Origin of the sequence: Variovorax boronicumulans (assembly GCF_009811375.1) — a bacterium.
In the GTDB taxonomy this organism is placed as follows: domain Bacteria; phylum Pseudomonadota; class Gammaproteobacteria; order Burkholderiales; family Burkholderiaceae_C; genus Variovorax; species Variovorax boronicumulans.
Window position 1 is genome coordinate 1,743,303 of sequence record NZ_BKDH01000001.1, and the last position, 19,609, is coordinate 1,762,911.

Sequence of the window (19,609 nt, forward strand, 5' to 3'; positions counted from 1 at the left end):
CGTCCTGGATTCGGAGCGCCGAATCAGTCGCTGGCGGTGCCCATGGCCGCGGCCTTGACCTCGTCGCCCTGGCCGCTGAGCACGCGGCGGGCGCCGTCGAAGCGGCGCTGCCAGTAGCTGCCGTTCATGTCTTCGACACGGACCTGGGCGCCGGAGCGGGGGGAATGGATGAACTTGCCTTCGCCGACGTAGATGCCGACGTGGCTGAAGGTGCGGCGCATGGTGTTGAAGAACACGAGGTCGCCGGGCTTGAGCTGGCTGCGGTCGATCTTCTCGGTGGCGGCGGCCTGTTCTTCGGCGCGGCGCGGGAGCACGTGGCCCACCGTCTGGTTGTACATGGCGCGGACGAAGCCGCTGCAGTCGAAGCCGGATTCGGCGGTGTTGCCGCCACGGCGGTAAGGAACGCCGAGGAAACCGATGGCGGTCACGACGAGGTCGGACGTGCGCTCTGCGACGGTCTGGCGAACCTGATGGAACTGGCCGACCAGGCCGCGCTCGGCAAGGATTCGGTCCATCTCATCCGATCGATCCTGTTGAGGGGGGGCGGCGTGGACGGCCACGGCGAACAGGAGGGATACGGGTAGGACGAAAAAACGCATGGCGCGTAGGATATTGATGACGCGCAGTTATGTCAATTTAATCTGAATTGTTGAAGGCGTGCGTAAACCATTGATTTACATGGACTTTTTCGATCCGGCGGAAGAAAAAATGTAACGGTGAACGTTTATGCGGCATAAGGATTCGAATGTAAACGCCTCGGTCGATATGACTTTTCGGTCTTAAAAGTCGATATGTGCGTTTCATTTGTTGTCAAGATGGCCTCAAATTCAGGAAATCTTCATGAACTTGCGAAATTTCTCCTTTCGTCGCTCCCTGGGAAGCCTCGTGGTGCTCGCCGGTTGCGGCTTGGCTGGCGCGGCCATGGCGCAAGTGCGTGCCGAAACCGTCGCCTCCGGTCTTGAGAACCCCTGGGGCGTGGCCTTCCTGCCGGAGGGCCGTTTCGTGGTCACCGAGAAGCCGGGGCGCCTGCGGCTGGTGGCGGCCGACGGCAAGCTGGGCGCGCCGATCCAGGGCCTGCCGCCCATCGCGGCGGGCGGGCAGGGCGGGCTGCTCGACGTACTGGCTGACAGCGGCTTCGCGCAGAACCGCACCCTGTACTTCTGTTATTCGGAACCCGAGCCGGGCAGTGGATCGGCCAACAGCACCGCGCTCGCACGCGCGCGCCTGTCGGCCGACGGCACGAAGCTGGAAGCATTGCAGGTCATCTTCAGCCAGAAGCCCAAGGTCGCGAGCCGCGCGCACTTCGGCTGCCGCATCGTCGAGGCCCGCGATGGGACTCTCTTTCTCACGCTCGGCGACCGCTTCAGCCGCAAGGACGACGCGCAGACGCTCGACAACCACCACGGCAAGGTCGTGCGCATCGCCAAGGACGGCAGCGTGCCGAAAGACAACCCCTTCGTCGGCAAGGCGGGTGCGCTGCCCGAGATCTGGAGCTACGGCCACCGCAACAGCCAGGGCGCGACGCTCGCGCCCGACGGCCGCTTCTGGATGACGGAGCACGGCCCGCAGGGCGGCGACGAGATCAACATTCCGCGCGCCGGCGTCAACCACGGCTGGCCGGTGATCACCTATGGCGAGAACTACGGCGGCGGCAAGATCGGCGACGGCATCACCCGCAAGGACGGCATGGAACAGCCGCTGCACTACTGGGTGCCGTCGATCGCGCCCTCGGGCATGGCCTTCCTCACCAGCGACCGCTACGGCGCCGGCTGGAAGGGCAACCTGTTCGTGGGCTCGCTGAAGTTCGGCTATCTCGACCGCATCGAGCTGAAGGACGACAAGGTGGTCGCCGAGCACAAGCTGCTGGCCGACGGCCGGGCCCGCATCCGCGACGTGAAGCAGGGGCCGGACGGCCTGCTCTACGTGCTCACCGACGAGTCCGACGGCAAGCTGCTGCGCCTGCGGCCGAACTGAAGGGCGCCTCAGCCGGGGCAGCCCGGCAGCGGCAGCGTCGGCAGCAGGCGGCGCCAGAGCCGCCGCCATTCGGGCCAGTCGTGCCCGCCTTCGGTCGTGACCACGCGTTCCGCCGGCAGCGCCCCGGCCAGCAGCCGGTGGCTGAACGCAAAGCGGTCGTCGAGCGCGTAGCCCAGGTACAGCGGCGGCCGGTCGCCGAAGGTGCGGGTGTGGCCGACGTAGCCGCGCAGCCATTGCCACAGCTGCGTGTCGCTGGGCGTGCGCGGGTCGCTGCCGGGCGGTGCGTCGAGCGGGCCGTGCCAGCGCGACAGGCCGCCGGCATTGGCGATGTCCTGGCTCAGCACGCGTTCGCCCAGGTACGGCGCCAGCACGACCAGGCCGGCGAGATCGCCGGGGTGCGTCTGGGCATACAGCAGCCCGCCGAAACCGCCGACCGAGATGCCTGCGATCCAGATCGCCTTGTAGCCCTGGCGGCGCGCCGGTGTGATCACGTCCCGATCCAGCCGGTCGAGGATGGTCTTGTTGCGGTAGTAGCCCATGTGGGCGTCGACACGCAGGGTGTCGACCGCGAGCCGGTTCTCGTTCAGTGCGTCGATGAAGCCTTCGCGTACGAACTCCTCGGGCGCCGAGTAGGCGCCGGGCAGCAGCACGATCAGTGTGTCGGCGCTGCGGGTGCAACTGCTCTTTTCCAGTGTGGTGGCCAGCGGCGCCTCGGCGGCACGCAACCCGCTGCAGCCGGCGAGCAGCAGCAACGAGGCGGCGCCGAGGAGCAGGGCGAGGCGGCGGCGCAGGAGCGACAGGGTCTGCATCCGCCGGAGTCTAGGTGCGCGACACCGGAATTGGCAGGTCGACCATCACGGGCTGTCCCGGCACGGTGCAGCCGGTGTCGCAGCACTTGCCGGGCTGGCGGTTCTTCGTGATGGCGCGGCGCAGGTCGTGCGGCGCGGCGGCCGGCGTGCCGTCGGCCGCAATGCCGCGCTCGAGCAGGCGCTCGACCAGCTCGACCTTCGAGCCGACCGGGTAGTTGCGCCAGATCTCCTGCTTCATCGCCGCCGGCGAGCCGCCGCCGTGCAGGCTGATCACGCTGTACCAGCCGCCCTGGTAGCCAGCCGTGAGGTCTTCGATGAAGCGGGCGGTCTCGATGCGCTGCTCATAGGGAATGGCGGGGTTGGCGCGCAACACGTCGGACAGCCGCGCCGCGGTCTCGGGGTTGTGGTCTTCGTCGGGGCCGGGCAGGGTGACGATGAGGCCGCCGCTCACGTAGTGGGCGATGCGGTGCATGTCGTAGATCTTGGTGGCCAGCAGCAGCTTGCCGATGTTGCTGAACACCGGGTCGGGCATGAAGACCTCGCAGTGGTCGTCGGCCTTGCCGTAGACGCTGGCCGCCACGCCGCAGGCAAAGAAGCTCTCGGTGATGGTGATGAGCTCGACCATCTGCTCGCGCAGGTGGCTCTCCTTGCCGGGGTCGAAGCCGTTGGCCTCGCACATCAGCGCGCCGGCGCCGATCAACAGGTCGCCGAAGCCGGCGCGGGCCGCGATGCAGCTGTGGCGGTGGTGCGTGGCGTAGCTGTAGGTCAGGTGGCCCGAGTGCTCCCATTCGCCGGCGTAGAACACGCGCTCCCACGGCACGAACACGCGGTCGAACATGCACACGCCGGTGCTCTGGCCGTACTTGCGGCTGAAGAGCGCATCGCCGTGCTCGAGCTCTTCGCCGGGTCGACCGGCCGGCCGCGCGACGATGCTGAGTCCGGGCGCGTCGAGCGGCACGGCGCAGCAGACGGCGAAGTCGGCGTCTTCCTTGCCCATGTTGCGGCAGGGCATGACCAGCAGTTCGTGCACATAGGGTGCGCCGGTCACGATGGCCTTGGTGCCCGAGATCACGATGCCGCGCGCGTTGCGCTCGACCACGTGCAGGTAGCTGTCGACGTTCGCCTGCTCGTGCGGCCGGCGGCTGCGGTCGCCCTTGGCGTCGGTCATGGCGACGCCCAGGGTCAGGTCCTGGTCCTGGATGCGGTGCAGGTAATTGAGAAAGCGCGCGGTGTGCTCGGTGCTGCCGCGCGCGTCGTCGATGCGCGCCGACACCTGCGCGATGGCGTTGAGCGCGTCGTGCGTCAGGTAGCGCTGGGCGCAGCCGGTTTCCTGGCAGACCAGTCGCACGGCCTCGAGCTTGTTGAGCAGGTCGCCCGAGCTCGTGTTGATGTGCGAAAGGCGGTTCACCCGCTTGCCGCTGGTGTGCTGCACGGCGGTCATGAGCGGCGCGTACTCGGACTTGAGCGCGTGGTCGTAGGTGAGGGCGATGGCGTTGATGCCCGGCTGGAAGGCGGGCTCGTCGGCCACGCTGGCGACGCGGCGGCCGTCGACGAACACGGTGGGCGTGTAGCGGCGCAGCGATTCACGGTAGTCGGCGCCGGACATGAGGAGGGCGTCGGAAGGCGGGGCATTCATGCGTGTTGTCTCCAGGGGCTCGTGGGGGTTTTTGGATCGTTTGGCGCGGAGATTTAAACACTGTTCAATTTTTAGATCAACGTTCGAAAAAATGATTGGCGACCAGATCGAGGGCTATAGTCCCGCCCATGCACGCCAAGCTCCAACGCCGCCAGACCCTCACCGACGCCCGCCGTGCCCTGGTGCTCGACGCCGCCCGAACGGTGTTCGCCGAGGCGGGCATCGAGGGCGCGAGCATCCGGGAAATCGCGAAGAAGGCCGGCTACACGCCGGGCGCCATCTATTCGTACTTCGACAGCAAGGAGGCGATCTACGCGGCCTTGCTGGACGAGTCGCTGCTGCGTCTGCAGGCCGCCGTGGCCGAGGTGGCGGTGTCCGAGCGCCGGCCCGACCAGACCCTGGCCGCCAAGGCCCAGGCCTGGTTCGACTTCTACGCGGCGAACCCGCGTGACCTCGACCTCGGCTTCTATCTGGTGCACGGCATGCGGCCCCGGGGGCTCACGCATGCGCTCGACCACGAACTGAACGACCGCCTCTACGACGCCCTGCGCCCCTGCGAAGAAGCACTGCTCGCCCTGGGCCTCGATGCCGACCTCGCGCAGCAGGAGAACACGGCGCTGTTCGCGCACGGCGTTGGCCTGCTGTTGATGCAGCACACGGGGCGCATTCGCATGTTCAGGCAGTCGGCCGATGCGCTGTTCAAGACCTACCTCGCGCAGTTGGTGCAGCGATCTTCCCCAGTGGCAACGGCGGACGATCCCGCGAAACCCGCGCTTTTCGGTGGTACGGTTCAGCCCAGTTCAACCGATACCTGAAAGAAGAAGTCCATGCTGCTCGACGCCACGCAATCCCAACTCGTCCTGGTCGATTACCAGGCGCGGCTGATGCCGGCGATCTTCGAAGGCGAGGCGGCAGCGCGCAACGCGGCGCGCCTGGGCCAGATGGCGCAATGGGTCGACGTGCCGGTCTGGGGCACCGAGCAGAACCCGTCCAAGCTGGGCGAGAACCTGCCCGAGATCCGCGCCTTCTGCCGCAAGACGCTGGCCAAGATGCATTTCAGCGGCGTGGAAGAGGGGCTTGGCGAATGGCTGCGTCCGCCCGCCAAGGCCGCGCCGCAGGGCAATGCCCGCAGCCTGCCCAAGCACCTGCAGAAGCCCCCGGCCGCGGCCGAAGAGCGCAACACCATCGTCATCGCCGGCTGCGAAGCCCATGTCTGCCTGCTGCAGACCGCGCTCGACCTGCTCGAGGACGAGTTCGACGTGTGGGTCGTCACCGACGCCTGCAGCTCGCGCACCGAGCGCAACCGCGACGCGGCCTTCGACCGCCTGGCCGGTGCCGGCGCCGAGCTCGTGACCACCGAGATGGTCGGCTTCGAGTGGCTGCGCACCGCCGAGCATCCGGCGTTCCGCGACCTGCAGGCGCTGATCCGCTGAGTTACTGAATTGCTGTCGAAGGGCGGCCCGGCAAGGGTGCCCGCCCGGATTGCCGCGGCTGTCAGCTTCCCGCAAGATCGGTTCCCATAATTATGAATTCAGTTTCGGCGCGAGTCCGAAACGGCATCCATAAAACAGGAGACAGATCCCGATGAGCCGCTATGAAGAGTTCTACCGCCAGTCCGTCGACGCGCCCGAGGCCTTCTGGGCCGAGCAGGCGAAGCTGATCGACTGGCACACGCCCGCGCAGCAGATCCTCGACGCCAGCCAGCCGCCGTTCGCGCGCTGGTTCGTCGGCGGCACCACCAACCTGTGCCACAACGCGGTCGACCGGCACCTGGCCGATCGGGGCGACCAGCCGGCGCTGATCTTCGTGTCGACCGAAACCGGCGTCGAAAAAAGCTACAGCTTCGCCGAGCTGCATGCCGAGGTGCAGCGCACCGCCGCCAGCCTCGTCGAACTGGGCGTGGGCAAGGGCGACCGCGTGCTCATCTACATGCCGATGATTCCCGAGGCCGCCTTCGCGATGCTGGCTTGCGCGCGCATCGGCGCCATCCATTGCGTGGTGTTCGGCGGCTTCGCCAGCGGCTCGCTGGCCACGCGCATCGAGGACGCCGAGCCCAAGGTGGTCGTGAGCGCCGACGCCGGTTCGCGCGGCGGCAAGGTCATCGCGTACAAGCCGCTGCTCGACGAAGCCATCCGCCTGTCAAAGCACAAGCCCGAGGCCGTGCTGCTGACCGACCGCGGCCTGGCGCCGATGACGCTGGTGGCCGGCCGCGACCATCTGGCGGGCGAGCTGAGGCAAAAGCACATGGATGCGCAGGTGCCCTGCACCTGGCTGGCCTCGACCGACATCAGCTACACCATCTACACGAGCGGCACCACCGGCAAGCCCAAGGGCGTGCAGCGCGACGTGGGCGGCTACGCCGTGGCGCTGGCCGCGAGCATGAAGCACATCTTCGACGGCCGCCCTGGCGAAACCTACTTCTCGACCAGCGACATCGGCTGGGTGGTGGGCCACAGCTACATCGTCTACGGTCCGTTGATCGCGGGCATGGCCACCATCATGTACGAGGGCCTGCCCACGCAGGGCATCGACCAGCAGCCCGACGGCGGCATCTGGTGGCGCCTGGTCGAGAAGTACAAGGTGACTGTGATGTTCAGCGCGCCCACTGCCGTGCGCGTGCTCAAGAAGCAAGACCCGGCGCTGCTCAAGAAGTACGACCTGTCGACCCTGCGCGCGCTGTTCCTGGCCGGCGAGCCGCTGGACGAGCCGACCGCGCGCTGGATCAGCGACGGCCTGGGCGTGCCGATCATCGACAACTACTGGCAGACCGAGTCGGGCTGGCCGATGATCACCATCGCCAACGGCGTGGAAGCCAAGCCCAGCAAGTTCGGCAGCCCCGGCGTGCCGATGTATGGCTACCGCATCAAGATCCTGCACGAGTCGACCGGCGAGGAGCTCACCGGCGCGAACGAGAAGGGCGTGGTCGTGGTCGAGGGCCCGACGCCGCCCGGCTTCATGCAGACCGTGTGGAAGGACGACGCCCGCTTCGTCAACACCTATTGGAAGAGCGTGCCGGGCAAGATGGTCTATTCGACCTTCGACTGGGGCATCCGCGACGCCGACGGGTATTTCTACATCCTGGGTCGCACCGACGACGTGATCAACGTCGCCGGCCACCGGCTGGGCACGCGCGAGATCGAGGAGAGCATCTCGGGCCATGCCAACGTGGCCGAAGTGGCCGTGGTCGGCGTGGCCGACACGCTCAAGGGGCAGGTGGCGATGGCCTTCGTCGTGCCGAAAGACGGCCTGGCCGTGACCGATGCCGATGCGGCGCTCCAGCTCGAGGGCGAGATCATGAAGGTCGTGGCCGACCAGCTCGGCGCCCTGGCGCGGCCCGCGCGCGTGCGCTTCGTGAGCGGCCTGCCCAAGACCCGCAGCGGCAAGCTGCTGCGCCGGGCCATCCAGGCCGTCTGCGAGCAGCGCGACCCGGGCGACCTGACCACCATCGACGATCCGGCCACGCTCCAGCAGATCAAACAGTTACTGTCCGCCACCTGACCGCAGGCGCGAATCGGGGTAGGGTTGCGGGCCTTGCGCAGCCGCGTTCTGTCGTCATATGGTTGACGTGGCACAATGCCAAGGTACTCAGGCCCTTCCCCAGCCACAGTCGCATCCGCCAATCGGTCCAGCCGTGTCGCGGAAGGTTTCTTAACCAACTCGTGCTTCCTCCAGGGAAGCGAAGGTCAGCGGATCATGAGCGATTCCTCTACGCCCACGGCGTACACCGCCTATCAAGGCAACACCTACCTCTTCGGCGGCAATGCGCCCTATGTCGAGGAGATGTACGAAAACTACCTCGCCAACCCCGGCAGCGTTCCCGACAACTGGCGCACGTACTTCGACGCCCTGCAGAACGTTCCCGCCGCCGACGGCACCAGCGCCCGCGACGTCCCCCACCTGCCGGTCATCAACGCCTTCGCCGAACTGGCCAAGCAGGGCACGACCCGTGTCGTGCAGGCCAGCGGTGCCGACTCCGAACTCGGCCGCAAGCGCACGGCAGTCCAGCAGCTGATTGCCGCCTACCGCAACGTCGGCGCCCGCTGGGCCGACCTCGACCCGCTCAAGCGCGCCGAGCGTCCCGCCATTCCGGAACTCGAGCCCTCGTTCTACGGTTTTGCCGACGCCGACCTCGAGACGGTGTTCAACACCAGCAACACCTTCTTCGGCAAAGAGACCATGTCGCTGCGCGACCTGCTCAATGCCCTGCGTGAAACGTACTGCGGCACGATGGGTGCCGAGTACATGTACACCACCGACCAGAACCACAAGCGCTGGTGGCAGCAGAAGCTCGAAAGCGCCCGCACGAACCCCAAGCTCAGCGCCGAGCAGAAGAAGCACGTGCTGAACCGCCTGACGGCCGCCGAAGGCCTCGAGCGCTTCCTGCACACCAAGTACGTCGGCCAGAAGCGCTTCTCGCTCGAAGGCGGCGAAAGCTTCATCGTCGCGATGGACGAGCTGATCAACCAGGCCGGCGTCAAGGGCGTGCAGGAAATCGTGATCGGCATGGCCCACCGCGGCCGCCTGAACGTGCTGGTGAACTCGCTGGGCAAGATGCCCGCCGATCTGTTCGCCGAGTTCGACCACACCGCCCCCGAAGACCTGCCCTCCGGCGACGTCAAGTACCACCAGGGCTTCAGCTCGGACGTGACCACCCCCGGCGGCCCGGTCCACCTGAGTCTGGCGTTCAACCCCTCGCACCTGGAAATCGTGAACCCCGTGGTCGAAGGCTCGGTGCGCGCCCGCATGGACCGCCGCGGCGACCCGCTGGGCAAGCAGGTGCTGCCCGTGATCGTGCACGGCGACGCCGCCTTCGCAGGCCAGGGCGTCGTGATGGAAACGCTGGCACTGGCCGAAACCCGTGGCTACTCCACCGGCGGCACGGTGCACATCGTCATCAACAACCAGATCGGCTTCACCACCAGCGACCCGCGCGACAGCCGCTCGACGCTGTACTGCTCGGACATCGTCAAGATGATCGAAGCGCCGGTGCTGCACGTGAACGGCGACGACCCCGAAGCCGTGGTGCTCGCCACCCAGTTCGCCCTGGACTTCCGCATGGAATTCCAGAAGGACGTGGTCGTCGACATCATCTGCTTCCGCAAGCTGGGCCACAACGAGCAGGACACGCCGTCGCTCACCCAGCCGCTCATGTACAAGAAGATCGCGGCCCACCCCGGCACGCGCAAGCTGTACGCCGACAAGCTGGCCGCGCAAGGCCTGGGCGACACGCTCGGCGACGACATGGTCAAGGCGCAGCGCGCCGCCTTCGACGAAGGCAAGAACACCGTCGATCCCGTGCTCACCAACTTCAAGAGCAAGTACGCCGTCGACTGGAGTCCGTACCTCAACAAGAAGTGGACCGACGCCGGCGACACCGCCATTCCCTCCGCCGAGTGGAAGCGCCTGGCCGAGCGCATCACCAAGGCACCCGAGAACTTCACCGTGCACCCGCTCGTGAAGAAGGTGCTGGACGACCGCGCCGCCATGGGCCGTGGCGACGTCAACGTCGACTGGGGCATGGGCGAGCACATGGCGTTCGCCTCGCTGGTGGCCAGCGGCTACCCGGTGCGCCTGTCGGGTGAAGACTCGGGTCGCGGCACGTTCACGCACCGCCACGCCGTGCTGCATGACCAGAACCGCGAGAAGTTCGACACCGGCACCTACACGCCGCTGCAGAACGTGGCCGAGAACCAGGCCCCGTTCGTCGTCATCGACTCGATCCTGTCCGAAGAAGCCGTGCTGGCCTTCGAATACGGCTACGCCTCGAACGACCCCAACACGCTCGTCATCTGGGAAGCCCAGTTCGGCGACTTCGTGAACGGCGCGCAAGTGGTGATCGACCAGTTCATCGCCTCGGGCGAAGTGAAGTGGGGCCGCGTCAACGGCATCACGATGATGCTGCCGCACGGCTACGAAGGCCAGGGCCCCGAGCACAGCTCGGCACGCCTGGAGCGCTTCATGCAGCTGAGCGCCGACACCAACATGCAGGTGGTGCAGCCCACCACGGCCAGCCAGATCTTCCACATCTTGCGTCGCCAGATGGTGCGCAACCTGCGCAAGCCGCTGATCATCCTCACGCCCAAGTCGCTGCTGCGCAACAAGGACGCGACCTCGCCGCTGTCCGAGTTCACCAAGGGCAGCTTCCAGACCGTCATTCCCGACAGCAAGGGTCTGAAGGCCGAGAAGGTCAAGCGCCTGATCGCCTGCTCGGGCAAGGTTTACTACGACCTGGCCAAGAAGCGCGAAGAGCAGGGCAGCGACGACGTGGCGATCATCCGCGTCGAGCAGCTCTATCCGTTCCCGCACAAGGCGTTCGCCGCCGAGGTCAAGAAGTACCCCAACCTCGTGGACATCGTGTGGTGCCAGGACGAGCCGCAGAACCAGGGCGCCTGGTTCTTCGTGCAGCACTACATCCACGAAAACATGCAGGAAGGCCAGAAGCTCGGCTACTCCGGCCGTGCCGCTTCGGCATCGCCTGCCGTCGGCTACTCGCACCTGCACCAGGAACAGCAGAAGGCGCTGGTCGATGGCGCATTTGGCAAGCTCAAGGGCTTCGTGCTGACCAAGTAAGAACCGTCCCTTTTCACACGAACACCCTCAAGAACAAAACGGAGCTCACTCCAAATGTCTATCGTAGAAGTCAAAGTCCCCCAGCTTTCCGAATCCGTGGCCGAGGCCACCATGCTCACGTGGAAGAAGAAAGCCGGCGAAGCCGTCGCCGTCGATGAAATCCTGATCGAGATCGAAACCGACAAGGTCGTGCTCGAAGTGCCCGCACCCTCGGCTGGCGTGCTGGTCGAGATCGTTCAGCCCGACGGCGCCACCGTGGTGGCCGAGCAGCTGATCGCCAAGATCGACACCGACGGCAAGGCCGCCGCCGCACCCGCTGCTGCTGCAGCCCCCGCCGCCGCACCGGCCGCTGCTGCTCCCGCAGCGGCAGCCGCCGCCACCGGCGGTTCGAAGGCCGACGTGGCCATGCCCGCCGCCGCCAAGCTGCTGGCCGACAACAACCTGAAGACCAGCGACGTGGCTGGCACGGGCAAGGATGGCCGCGTGACCAAGGGCGACGTGCTCGGCGCCGTGGCTGCCGGCGCCAAGCCTGCCGCCACCATCGCCGCACCGGCTGCCAAGCCCGCGCTGCAACAGGTGGCTGCGCCTGCCGCGCCTGACCTGGGCGAGCGCCCGGAACAGCGCGTGCCGATGAGCCGCCTGCGCGCGCGCATCGCCGAGCGCCTGATCCAGTCGCAATCGACCAACGCCATCCTGACCACCTTCAACGAAGTGAACATGGCCCCGGTCATGGACCTGCGCAAGAAGTTCCAGGACGCGTTCACCAAGGAACACGGCGTGAAGCTCGGCTTCATGAGCTTCTTCGTGAAGGCCGCGGTGCACGCGCTGAAGAAGTACCCGGTGCTCAACGCCTCGGTCGACGGCAACGACATCCTGTACCACGGCTACTTCGACATCGGCATCGCCGTCGGTTCGCCGCGCGGCCTGGTGGTGCCTATCCTGCGCAATGCCGACCAGATGAGCTTTGCCGACATCGAGAAGAAGATCACCGAGTACGGCAAGAAGGCGCAAGACGGCAAGCTGGGCATTGAAGAAATGACCGGCGGCACGTTCTCCATCTCCAACGGCGGCACCTTCGGCTCGATGCTCTCGACCCCGATCATCAACCCGCCGCAGTCGGCCATCCTGGGCGTGCACGCCACCAAGGACCGCGCCGTGGTCGAAAACGGCCAGATCGTCGTTCGCCCGATGAACTACCTCGCCATGAGCTACGACCACCGCATCATCGACGGCCGCGAAGCCGTGCTGGGCCTGGTCGCCATGAAGGAAGCGCTGGAAGATCCGTCGCGCCTGCTGTTCGACATCTGATCCGGGGAGCAAGACACAGATGGCAAACAAGCAATTCGACGTCGTCGTCATCGGCGGCGGTCCTGGCGGCTACATCGCAGCGATCCGCGCTGCGCAGCTCGGCTTCAACGTGGCCTGCATCGACGAGTGGAAGAACGGCAAGGGCGGCCCCGCACCGGGCGGCACCTGCACCAACGTCGGCTGCATTCCCTCGAAGGCGCTGCTGCAATCGTCGGAGCACTTCGAGCAGGCCGGTCACCACTTTGCGGACCACGGCATCAAGGTCGAAGGCCTCGGCCTGGACATCGACAAGATGCTGGCCCGCAAGGACCAGGTCGTGAAGCAGAACAACGACGGCATCCTGTACCTGTTCAAGAAGAACAAGATCAGCTTCTTCCATGGCCGCGGTTCGTTCGTGAAGACCGACGAAACCGGCTACGAGATCAAGGTGGCAGGCGCTGCTGAAGAATCGATCAGCGGCAAGCACATCATCCTGGCCACGGGCTCCAACGCCCGCGCGCTGCCGGGCACGCCGTTCGACGAGGAAAACATCCTCTCGAACGACGGCGCGCTGCGCATCGGCGCGGTGCCGAAGAAGCTGGGCCTGATCGGCTCGGGCGTCATCGGCCTCGAAATGGGCTCGGTGTGGCGCCGCCTCGGTGCCGAGGTCACGGTGCTCGAAGCACTGCCGACCTTCCTGGGCGCCGTGGACGAGCAGATCGCCAAGGAAGCCAAGAAGGCCTTCGACAAGCAGAAGCTCAAGATCGAACTCGGCGTGAAGGTCGGCGAGATCAAGTCGTCGAAGAAGGGCGTGAGCGTCGCCTGGACCAACGCCAAGGGCGAAGCCCAGACGCTGGAAGTCGACAAGCTGATCGTCTCGATCGGCCGCGTGCCCAACACCATCGGCCTGAACGCCGAAGCCGTGGGCCTGAAGCTCGACGAGCGCGGCGCCATCGCCGTGGATGACGACTGCAAGACCAGCCTGCCCAACGTGTGGGCCATCGGCGACGTGGTGCGCGGCCCGATGCTGGCGCACAAGGCAGAGGAAGAAGGCGTGGCGGTGGCGGAGCGCATCGCGGGCCAGCATGGCCACGTGAACTTCAACACCGTGCCGTGGGTGATCTACACCAGCCCCGAGATCGCGTGGGTCGGCCAGACCGAGCAGCAGCTCAAGGCCTCGGGCCGCGCCTATAAGGCCGGCACCTTCCCGTTCCTGGCGAACGGCCGCGCACGCGCGCTGGGCGACACGACCGGCATGGTCAAGTTCCTGGCCGACGCCGCCACGGACGAGATCCTGGGCGTGCACATCGTGGGCCCGCAGGCCAGCGAGCTGATCTCCGAAGCCGTCGTGGCGATGGAGTTCAAGGCCAGTGCCGAAGACATCGCGCGCATCTGCCATGCGCACCCGTCGCTGTCGGAAGCCACCAAGGAAGCGGCCCTGGCCGTGGACAAGCGCACGCTCAACTTCTGATCTCCGGTTCTTGAGCGAACCCGGCCCCGATCGACCCTCGCGGGGCGGTCGGGGCTCTCCATTTTTGAAGCGATCCGATCCCTTGAGCGTCAAACAGGCTTACGAAGCGGAACTCGCGGCACGCGGGTTCAAGAGCGATCCCGCACAACTCGCGGCCGTCGAGGCGCTCGACCGCTGCGCCACCGAGTGGGGCGAGTACAAGGCCCGGCGCTCCAATGCGCTGAAGAAGCTCATCAACCGGCCGGAGCTGCCGCGCGGCGTCTACATGTACGGCGGCGTGGGGCGCGGCAAGAGCTTCCTGATGGACCTGTTCTTCAACGCCGTGCCGCTGCGGCGCAAGACGCGCCTGCACTTCCACGAGTTCATGCGCGAAGTGCACCGCGAGCTGCGCGACCTGCAGGGCACCGTGAACCCGCTCGACGAGCTGGGGCTGCGCATCTCCAAGCGCTACAAGCTGATCTGCTTCGACGAGTTCCACGTCGCGGACATCACCGACGCGATGATCCTGCACCGCCTGCTCGTGGCGCTGTTCGACAACGGCGTGGGCTTTGTCACCACCTCGAACTTCAAGCCCGACGACCTGTACCCCGGCGGCCTGCACCGCGACCGCATCCTGCCCGCCATTGCACTGCTCAACCAGAAGCTCGAAGTGCTGAGCGTGGACAACGGCACCGACTACCGGCGCCGCACGCTGGAGCAGCTGCGCATGTACCTCACGCCGAACGACGCGGCGGCCGAGAAGGAAATGCGCCACGCCTTCGACAAGCTGGCCGAGACGGCCGACGAGAACCCGATCCTGCACATCGAGCAGCGCGAGATCCGCGCGCTGCGCAAGGCCGGCGGCGTGGTGTGGTTCGACTTCAAGACGCTGTGCGGCGGCCCGCGTTCGCAGAACGACTACCTCGAGATCGCAAGCCAGTTCCACACCGTGCTGCTGTCCGACGTGCCGCACATGCCGGTGCGCATGGCCTCGGAAGCACGCCGTTTCACCTGGCTGGTCGACGTCTTGTACGACCGGCGCTGCAAGCTCATCATGTCGGCCGAGGTTCCGCCCGAGGCGTTGTACACCGAGGGGCCGCTGGCGCACGAGTTTCCGCGCACGGTGTCCCGGCTCACCGAAATGCAGTCGAGCGAATTCCTCGCCCTGGAACGCCGCATCGTCGACACCCGACTCACATGAAAAAAACCGCTCTTGCCCTGTTCCTGGCCTTGGCCAGCCTGCCGCTGTGGGCCCAGTCCAATGCGGCGGCGGGCAACGCCGACCTCGAAGCCGAACGCAGCCGCCTGGCGGCCGAGCGCGAGGTCATCGAGTCGCGCTACGCGAAGGAGCGCGCGGCCTGCTACAAGAAGTTCGCGGTCGAAGACTGCCTGCGCGAAAGCCGCAGCCGCCGTCGCAAGGAAACCGACCACATCAAGCGACAGGAAACCGCGATCAACGACATTCAGCGCCAGCGCAGCGGCGCGGCCGAGCTGCAGAAGCTCGACCAGAAGGCCGCCACCCAGCGCCCGCAGGATTCGCGCGAACAGCGCGAAAAGTCGCAGGAAGACCAGAAGGCGCGTGAGCAGCGCGCCGCCGACCACGCCGCGAGCCGCGCCGCGACCGCGGCCGACGCCGCCGAGCGCCAGCGCCAGTTCGAGAACAAGCAGAAGGCCCATGCCGACGAGCAGGCCAAGGCGGCCCAGCGCCGCGCCGAAGCGCCGGCCGCGACCACGCGCTTCGAGGACAAGCAGAAGCGGGCGGCGGAACACCGCGCCAACCGCGAACGCCAGAACGCCGAGCGCACCAAGCCGCGCGGCGCACCGTTGCCACCGGCACCGGCGGCTTCCTCGCCCTGATCCTTGAAAGAGGGCGGGCGCTCAGGCCGCCGCGGGCAGCCGGTCGAGCTTGAGCACCGCGATCGAGATGTTGTCGCCCGTGCCGCGCGCACGGCGCCGCGCTTCTCCCACCAGGATTTCCACTGCGTCGCGCGGCGGCTGCGCGTACAGCACGCTGGCCAGTTCCTCGGGCGAGAAGTAGTGCCACAGGCCGTCGCTGCAGGCCATCAGCAGGTCGCCCGGCTGCAGCTTGGCAATGTGGTGCGGATCGACGGGCGGCGGCGTGGTCGTCATGCCCAGGCAGCCCAGCAGGATGTTGCCCTGCGGATGGATGTTGGCCTCGGCCTCGCTGATCTGGCCGCGATCGACCAGGGCCTGCACGTACGAATGGTCGCGCGTGCGCTTGACCAGCGCGCCGTCGTTGAAGTGATAGATGCGCGAGTCGCCCGCATGGATCCAGGCGCAGTCGCCCTTGGGGTTCATCAGGAAGGCGGCCAGCGTGCTGTGCGGCTCCTGCTCGCTCGACAGCGCGGTGAGCTTGATCACCGTGTGGGCGTCTTCGAGCAGCTGGCGCAGCACGACGGCAGGGTCGTCGCGCTCGGGGCTGTAGCGGGTGAAGAGCTGGCGCGCGGTCATGAGCACCTGGTCGGATGCCTTGCGCCCGCCGCTGCGCCCGCCCATGCCGTCGGCGATGACGCCGAGCACACAGCCCGGCGTGCGGGGGTGGCTCATCAACAGCACCTGGTCCTGCTGGTAGGGGCGATCCCCCTTGTGGAGGCCGGTGGCGGCGGCGAGTCGAAAGCCTTGGGTCATGAGCGCTGGGGCGCCAGAGGCGCGCTTTCTGTCTTCTCTGGGGTTCGTGTCAGGACGTATTATCGAATGAACACGCGCGGCCCCATGCGGCACGCGCACCCCCACCGTTGGACTCCAATCTTCATTCCCTTTCCCGTCAGCTGATCGAGCTGCGCATCGCGCATGCCGACCTGGACGCCACCATCGACCGGCTCTCGGAAGACGGCACGCCGCAGGACGAACTGCTGATGCGCCGCCTGAAAAAGCGCCGCCTCGCCCTGCGCGACCAGATCGCCCAGCTCGAGAACGCGCTGGACCCGAAAGAACCGGCGTGACGTCGCCGCTCGAAAACCAGGTGCGCGATGCGTTCGCGCAGGACGGGGTGCTGTCGCAGGCCGCCGAGCAGTTCCGCGAACGCGGCGGCCAGACCGAGATGGCGATGGCCGTGGCCCGCACCATCTCCGACGGCGGCATGCTCGTGGTCGAAGCCGGCACCGGCGTGGGCAAGACCTTCTCGTACCTCGTGCCGGCGCTGCTGAGCGGCGAGCGCGTGCTGCTCTCGACCGCCACCAAGACCCTGCAGGATCAGCTGTTCGGCCGCGACCTGCCGCGCCTCGTCGAGGCATTCGCGCTGCCGATACGCACGGCGCTGCTGAAAGGGCGGGGCAGCTACCTGTGCCTGCACCGGCTCGACATGGCGCGCCACGACGCCTCGCTGCCCGAGCGCGGTAGCCTGCGCACGCTGGCGAAGATCGAGCAGTGGTCGAAAGCCACGCGCACCGGCGACCTCGCCGAACTGCCGGGGCTCGACGAACGCTCGCCGCTGATTCCGCTGATCACTTCCACGCGCGAGAACTGCCTGGGCGCGCAATGCCCGCAGTTCAAGGCCTGCCACGTCAACCTGGCGCGGCGCGAGGCGCTGGCGGCCGACATCGTGGTCATCAACCACCACCTGTTCTTCGCCGACCTCGCGGTGCGCGAAACCGGCATGGCCGAGCTGCTGCCGACCGTGAGCGTCGTCGTGTTCGACGAGGCGCACCAGCTCAACGAGACCGGCGTGCAGTTCCTGGGCGCGCAGCTCGGCAGCGGGCAGGCGCTCGATTTCGCGCGCGACATGCTCGGCGCCGGCCTGCAGCATGCGCGCGGGTTGGTCGACTGGCAGCAGTTGGTGGCGGGCGTCGAACGCGCGGCGCGCGAACTGCGGCTGGTGGTCGGCAAGCAATGGCCGGGGGCCAAGCTGCGCTGGATCGGCCCGGCCCCCGAGGGCGTGAATGCCGACGCCTGGCAGGGCGCACTCGACGACCTGCAGGACGCCTTCGTGCTGGCCGCCGACGGGCTGGACACGGTGAGCGAGATCTCGCCCGACTTCGTGCGCCTGCACGAGCGCGCGCGCCAGCTCGCCAAGCGCACGGCGCGTTTCGCGCAGCCGTGCGAGCTCGACTCGGTGCGCTGGGTCGATGTGGGCACGCAGCTGCGGCTGATCGAGTCGCCGCTCGACATCGCCGATGCGATGCGCAAGCGGGTGCTCAAGCTGGCCGACGAGCCCGTGGAGTCCGACTTGCCCTACGGCGACGACGAGGAAGACCCCGAGCACGGTGCCGTCCCACCGCCGCCGCAGGAAGACAGCCGCCGCGCCTGGGTCTTCACCTCCGCCACGCTGGGCGACGACCCGACGCTGCGCTGGTTCACCGAACCCTGTGGCCTGCGCGATGCCGAAGTGCTGCGCGTGCAAAGTCCGTTCGACTACGCCTCGCAGGCGGCGATCTACGTGCCGCGGGCCTTTCCGAAGCCCAACGATCCCACGCACAGCCAGCAGGTGGCCAAGCTGGCCGCGCACGGAGCCGCCGAACTCGGCGGGCGCACGCTCGTGCTGACCACCACGCTGCGCGCGCTGCGCACCATCGGCGACGCGATGCGCCAGCAGTTCGAACTGCTTCAGACGGAGGCGCGGCCCGAGGTGCTGGTGCAGGGCGAGCTGCCCAAGCGCGTGCTCATGGACCGCTTCCGCGAAGGCGCGAGCAACGGGCGCGCGGGCTGCGTGCTGGTGGCATCGGCGTCGTTCTGGGAAGGTTTCGATGCGCCGGGCGACGCGCTGCAGTTCGTCGTGATCGACAAGCTGCCGTTCCCTCCGCCCAACGACCCGCTGGTGGAGGCCCGCTCGCAGCGGCTCGAAGCGCAGGGGCGCAGCTCGTTCAGCGACTACTCGCTGCCCGAAGCGGCCGTGGCATTGAAACAGGGGGCGGGGCGCCTCATTCGCCGTGAAACCGACAGCGGCGTGCTCGCGATCTGCGACACGCGCCTCGTGGCGATGGGCTATGGCCGGCGGCTGCTGGCGGCGTTGCCGCCGATGCGCCGGCTGGAAACCGAAGCGGATTTCGAGAGCGCGATCGACGCGCTCAGGAAACCCTATTGATATCTACCGGGAGGCGCTGGATTACCAGAGCTTCCACCAGGGGTCGGTGCTGCCCTTGAAGCCGTTCGCCAGGTAGGTGCTCTGCGGATAGTTGGTGGTCAGCACGCGTTGTGCGTCGTCGCGCAGGTCCTTCATGCCGAGCGCGTCGTACGACTTCACCATGATGTACAGGGCTTCTTCGAGCGCCGGCACTTCGCGGTAGTCGGACAGCGCGATCTGCGCCCGGTTGATGGCCGCCAGGTAGGCGCCACGCGAGTAGTAATAGCGGGCCACATGAACTTCGTACTGCGCGAGCGAGTTCACGATGTAGTTCATGCGCTGGCGCGCGTCGGGCGCATAGCGCGACTCGGGGAAGCGCGTCACGAGCTCACGGAAGGATTCGAACGATTCCTTGGCGGCCTTCTGGTCGCGCTCGGACAGGTCCTGACGCGTCAGGAACGCGAACATACCCAGGTCGTCGTTGAAGTTGATCACGCCCTTCAGGTAGAGCGCGTAATCGAACGCCGGGCTGGCCGGGTGCAGCTTCATGAAGCGGTCGAGCGTGGCGATGGCGTTGGCCTTTTCGCCGGCCTTGTGCTGGGCGTAGGCCTTCTCGAGCTGGGCCTGCTGGGCCAGCGGCGTGCCGGCGGCACGGCCTTCGAGCTTCTCGTACAGCGGCACCGCCTTGTCGTAGGCGCCGGAGCCGACTTCGTCCTTGGCTTCCGAGTAGATGCGGTTGGGGCTCCAGTTCGCGGTCTTGTCTTCCTTGGTGGTGGAACCGCAACCGGCGACGAGAAGGGCCGCCGCGCTGAGCGCGATCCAGGCAGGGACCGATAATTTGGCGCGAAACATCACATACGGCT

At 67.1% G+C, this 19,609-nt stretch carries 16 protein-coding genes; 11 read left to right on the forward strand and 5 right to left on the reverse strand.

The annotated features are described in order from the left end of the window. Positions 1-23 precede the first annotated feature (23 nt). A complete protein-coding gene (locus tag VHAB30_RS07840; protein WP_062480809.1) occupies positions 24-599 on the reverse strand; it encodes a C40 family peptidase in 576 nt (191 codons plus the stop codon). Between the two features lie 322 nt (positions 600-921). Here VHAB30_RS07840 and VHAB30_RS07845 point away from each other — a divergent pair, with 322 nt between their 5' ends. Further along, entirely contained in the window at positions 922-1,974 is a 1,053-nt protein-coding gene (locus tag VHAB30_RS07845; RefSeq protein ID WP_235926835.1) for a PQQ-dependent sugar dehydrogenase, read from the forward strand. 8 nt (positions 1,975-1,982) lie between these two features. Here VHAB30_RS07845 and VHAB30_RS07850 read toward each other — a convergent pair whose 3' ends face one another. Together VHAB30_RS07850 and VHAB30_RS07855 are read right to left on the reverse strand one after the other, a co-directional pair. Continuing rightward, positions 1,983-2,783 (reverse strand): alpha/beta fold hydrolase, encoded by an 801-nt coding sequence (locus tag VHAB30_RS07850; RefSeq protein WP_159276491.1) that lies wholly within the window; start codon positions 2,781-2,783, stop codon positions 1,983-1,985. Positions 2,784-2,793: 10 nt separating this feature from the next. Then, the gene (locus VHAB30_RS07855) at positions 2,794-4,419 is read right to left on the reverse strand and encodes a 4-hydroxyphenylacetate 3-hydroxylase family protein (RefSeq protein ID WP_159276493.1); all 1,626 of its coding nucleotides are present in this window, start codon (positions 4,417-4,419) and stop codon (positions 2,794-2,796) included. A 128-nt stretch (positions 4,420-4,547) separates the two neighbouring features. Here VHAB30_RS07855 and VHAB30_RS07860 point away from each other — a divergent pair, with 128 nt between their 5' ends. The 8 genes from VHAB30_RS07860 (at position 4,548) to VHAB30_RS07895 (ending at position 15,583) form a co-directional block, all read left to right on the forward strand. After that, positions 4,548-5,234: a TetR/AcrR family transcriptional regulator gene (locus tag VHAB30_RS07860; protein ID WP_159276495.1), complete on the forward strand. Its 687-nt coding sequence runs from the start codon at positions 4,548-4,550 to the stop codon at positions 5,232-5,234. A 12-nt stretch (positions 5,235-5,246) separates the two neighbouring features. Then, positions 5,247-5,852, forward strand: coding sequence for an isochorismatase family protein (locus VHAB30_RS07865; RefSeq protein ID WP_062480816.1), 606 nt, complete (start codon positions 5,247-5,249; stop codon positions 5,850-5,852). Between the two features lie 151 nt (positions 5,853-6,003). Then, positions 6,004-7,917 (forward strand): propionate--CoA ligase, encoded by a 1,914-nt coding sequence (locus tag VHAB30_RS07870; protein ID WP_159276496.1) that lies wholly within the window; start codon positions 6,004-6,006, stop codon positions 7,915-7,917. 195 nt (positions 7,918-8,112) lie between these two features. Further along, positions 8,113-10,989, forward strand: coding sequence for a 2-oxoglutarate dehydrogenase E1 component (locus tag VHAB30_RS07875; protein ID WP_062480820.1), 2,877 nt, complete (start codon positions 8,113-8,115; stop codon positions 10,987-10,989). A gap of 54 nt (positions 10,990-11,043) precedes the next feature. After that, the gene (gene odhB, locus VHAB30_RS07880) at positions 11,044-12,297 is read left to right on the forward strand and encodes a 2-oxoglutarate dehydrogenase complex dihydrolipoyllysine-residue succinyltransferase (protein ID WP_159276498.1); all 1,254 of its coding nucleotides are present in this window, start codon (positions 11,044-11,046) and stop codon (positions 12,295-12,297) included. 19 nt (positions 12,298-12,316) lie between these two features. Continuing rightward, complete coding sequence (gene lpdA / locus VHAB30_RS07885) at positions 12,317-13,747, forward strand: dihydrolipoyl dehydrogenase (protein ID WP_159276500.1); 1,431 nt, start codon at positions 12,317-12,319, stop codon at positions 13,745-13,747. Positions 13,748-13,829: 82 nt separating this feature from the next. Continuing rightward, positions 13,830-14,927, forward strand: a complete 1,098-nt coding sequence (zapE, locus tag VHAB30_RS07890) for a cell division protein ZapE (RefSeq protein WP_062480826.1) — start codon at positions 13,830-13,832, stop codon at positions 14,925-14,927. Then, complete coding sequence (locus VHAB30_RS07895) at positions 14,924-15,583, forward strand: hypothetical protein (protein ID WP_139706286.1); 660 nt, start codon at positions 14,924-14,926, stop codon at positions 15,581-15,583. The genes zapE and VHAB30_RS07895 overlap by 4 nt, the downstream gene beginning before the upstream one ends. Before the next feature lie 21 nt (positions 15,584-15,604). Here VHAB30_RS07895 and VHAB30_RS07900 read toward each other — a convergent pair whose 3' ends face one another. Continuing rightward, on the reverse strand, positions 15,605-16,375 hold the full coding sequence (locus VHAB30_RS07900) for a PP2C family protein-serine/threonine phosphatase (protein ID WP_095745659.1): 771 nt from the start codon (positions 16,373-16,375) through the stop codon (positions 15,605-15,607). A gap of 107 nt (positions 16,376-16,482) precedes the next feature. Here VHAB30_RS07900 and VHAB30_RS07905 point away from each other — a divergent pair, with 107 nt between their 5' ends. Beyond that, positions 16,483-16,689 (forward strand): YdcH family protein, encoded by a 207-nt coding sequence (locus tag VHAB30_RS07905; RefSeq protein ID WP_062481953.1) that lies wholly within the window; start codon positions 16,483-16,485, stop codon positions 16,687-16,689. Beyond that, positions 16,686-18,767 carry an ATP-dependent DNA helicase gene (locus tag VHAB30_RS07910; RefSeq protein WP_095745657.1) on the forward strand — a complete coding sequence of 694 codons (2,082 nt, stop codon included), beginning with the start codon at positions 16,686-16,688 and terminating at the stop codon, positions 18,765-18,767. Before VHAB30_RS07905 ends, VHAB30_RS07910 begins: the two co-directional genes overlap by 4 nt. A gap of 21 nt (positions 18,768-18,788) precedes the next feature. Here VHAB30_RS07910 and VHAB30_RS07915 read toward each other — a convergent pair whose 3' ends face one another. Continuing rightward, complete coding sequence (locus VHAB30_RS07915; protein WP_062481958.1) at positions 18,789-19,598, reverse strand: outer membrane protein assembly factor BamD; 810 nt, start codon at positions 19,596-19,598, stop codon at positions 18,789-18,791. Positions 19,599-19,609 lie beyond the last annotated feature (11 nt).

Bases quoted from the DNA above. Each gene is read 5' to 3' on its own strand.
- VHAB30_RS07860 (WP_159276495.1), top strand. From the start codon at position 4,548: ATGCACGCCAAGCTCCAACGCCGCCAGACCCTCACCGACGCCCGCCGT.
- lpdA (WP_159276500.1), top strand. From the start codon at position 12,317: ATGGCAAACAAGCAATTCGACGTCGTCGTCATCGGCGGCGGTCCTGGC.
- VHAB30_RS07875 (WP_062480820.1), top strand. From the start codon at position 8,113: ATGAGCGATTCCTCTACGCCCACGGCGTACACCGCCTATCAAGGCAAC.
- VHAB30_RS07850 (WP_159276491.1), bottom strand. From the start codon at position 2,783: ATGCAGACCCTGTCGCTCCTGCGCCGCCGCCTCGCCCTGCTCCTCGGC.
- VHAB30_RS07840 (WP_062480809.1), bottom strand. From the start codon at position 599: ATGCGTTTTTTCGTCCTACCCGTATCCCTCCTGTTCGCCGTGGCCGTC.
- VHAB30_RS07870 (WP_159276496.1), top strand. From the start codon at position 6,004: ATGAGCCGCTATGAAGAGTTCTACCGCCAGTCCGTCGACGCGCCCGAG.
- VHAB30_RS07895 (WP_139706286.1), top strand. From the start codon at position 14,924: ATGAAAAAAACCGCTCTTGCCCTGTTCCTGGCCTTGGCCAGCCTGCCG.
- odhB (WP_159276498.1), top strand. From the start codon at position 11,044: ATGTCTATCGTAGAAGTCAAAGTCCCCCAGCTTTCCGAATCCGTGGCC.
- VHAB30_RS07855 (WP_159276493.1), bottom strand. From the start codon at position 4,419: ATGAATGCCCCGCCTTCCGACGCCCTCCTCATGTCCGGCGCCGACTAC.
- VHAB30_RS07845 (WP_235926835.1), top strand. From the start codon at position 922: ATGGCGCAAGTGCGTGCCGAAACCGTCGCCTCCGGTCTTGAGAACCCC.
- VHAB30_RS07900 (WP_095745659.1), bottom strand. From the start codon at position 16,375: ATGACCCAAGGCTTTCGACTCGCCGCCGCCACCGGCCTCCACAAGGGG.
- VHAB30_RS07915 (WP_062481958.1), bottom strand. From the start codon at position 19,598: ATGTTTCGCGCCAAATTATCGGTCCCTGCCTGGATCGCGCTCAGCGCG.
- VHAB30_RS07865 (WP_062480816.1), top strand. From the start codon at position 5,247: ATGCTGCTCGACGCCACGCAATCCCAACTCGTCCTGGTCGATTACCAG.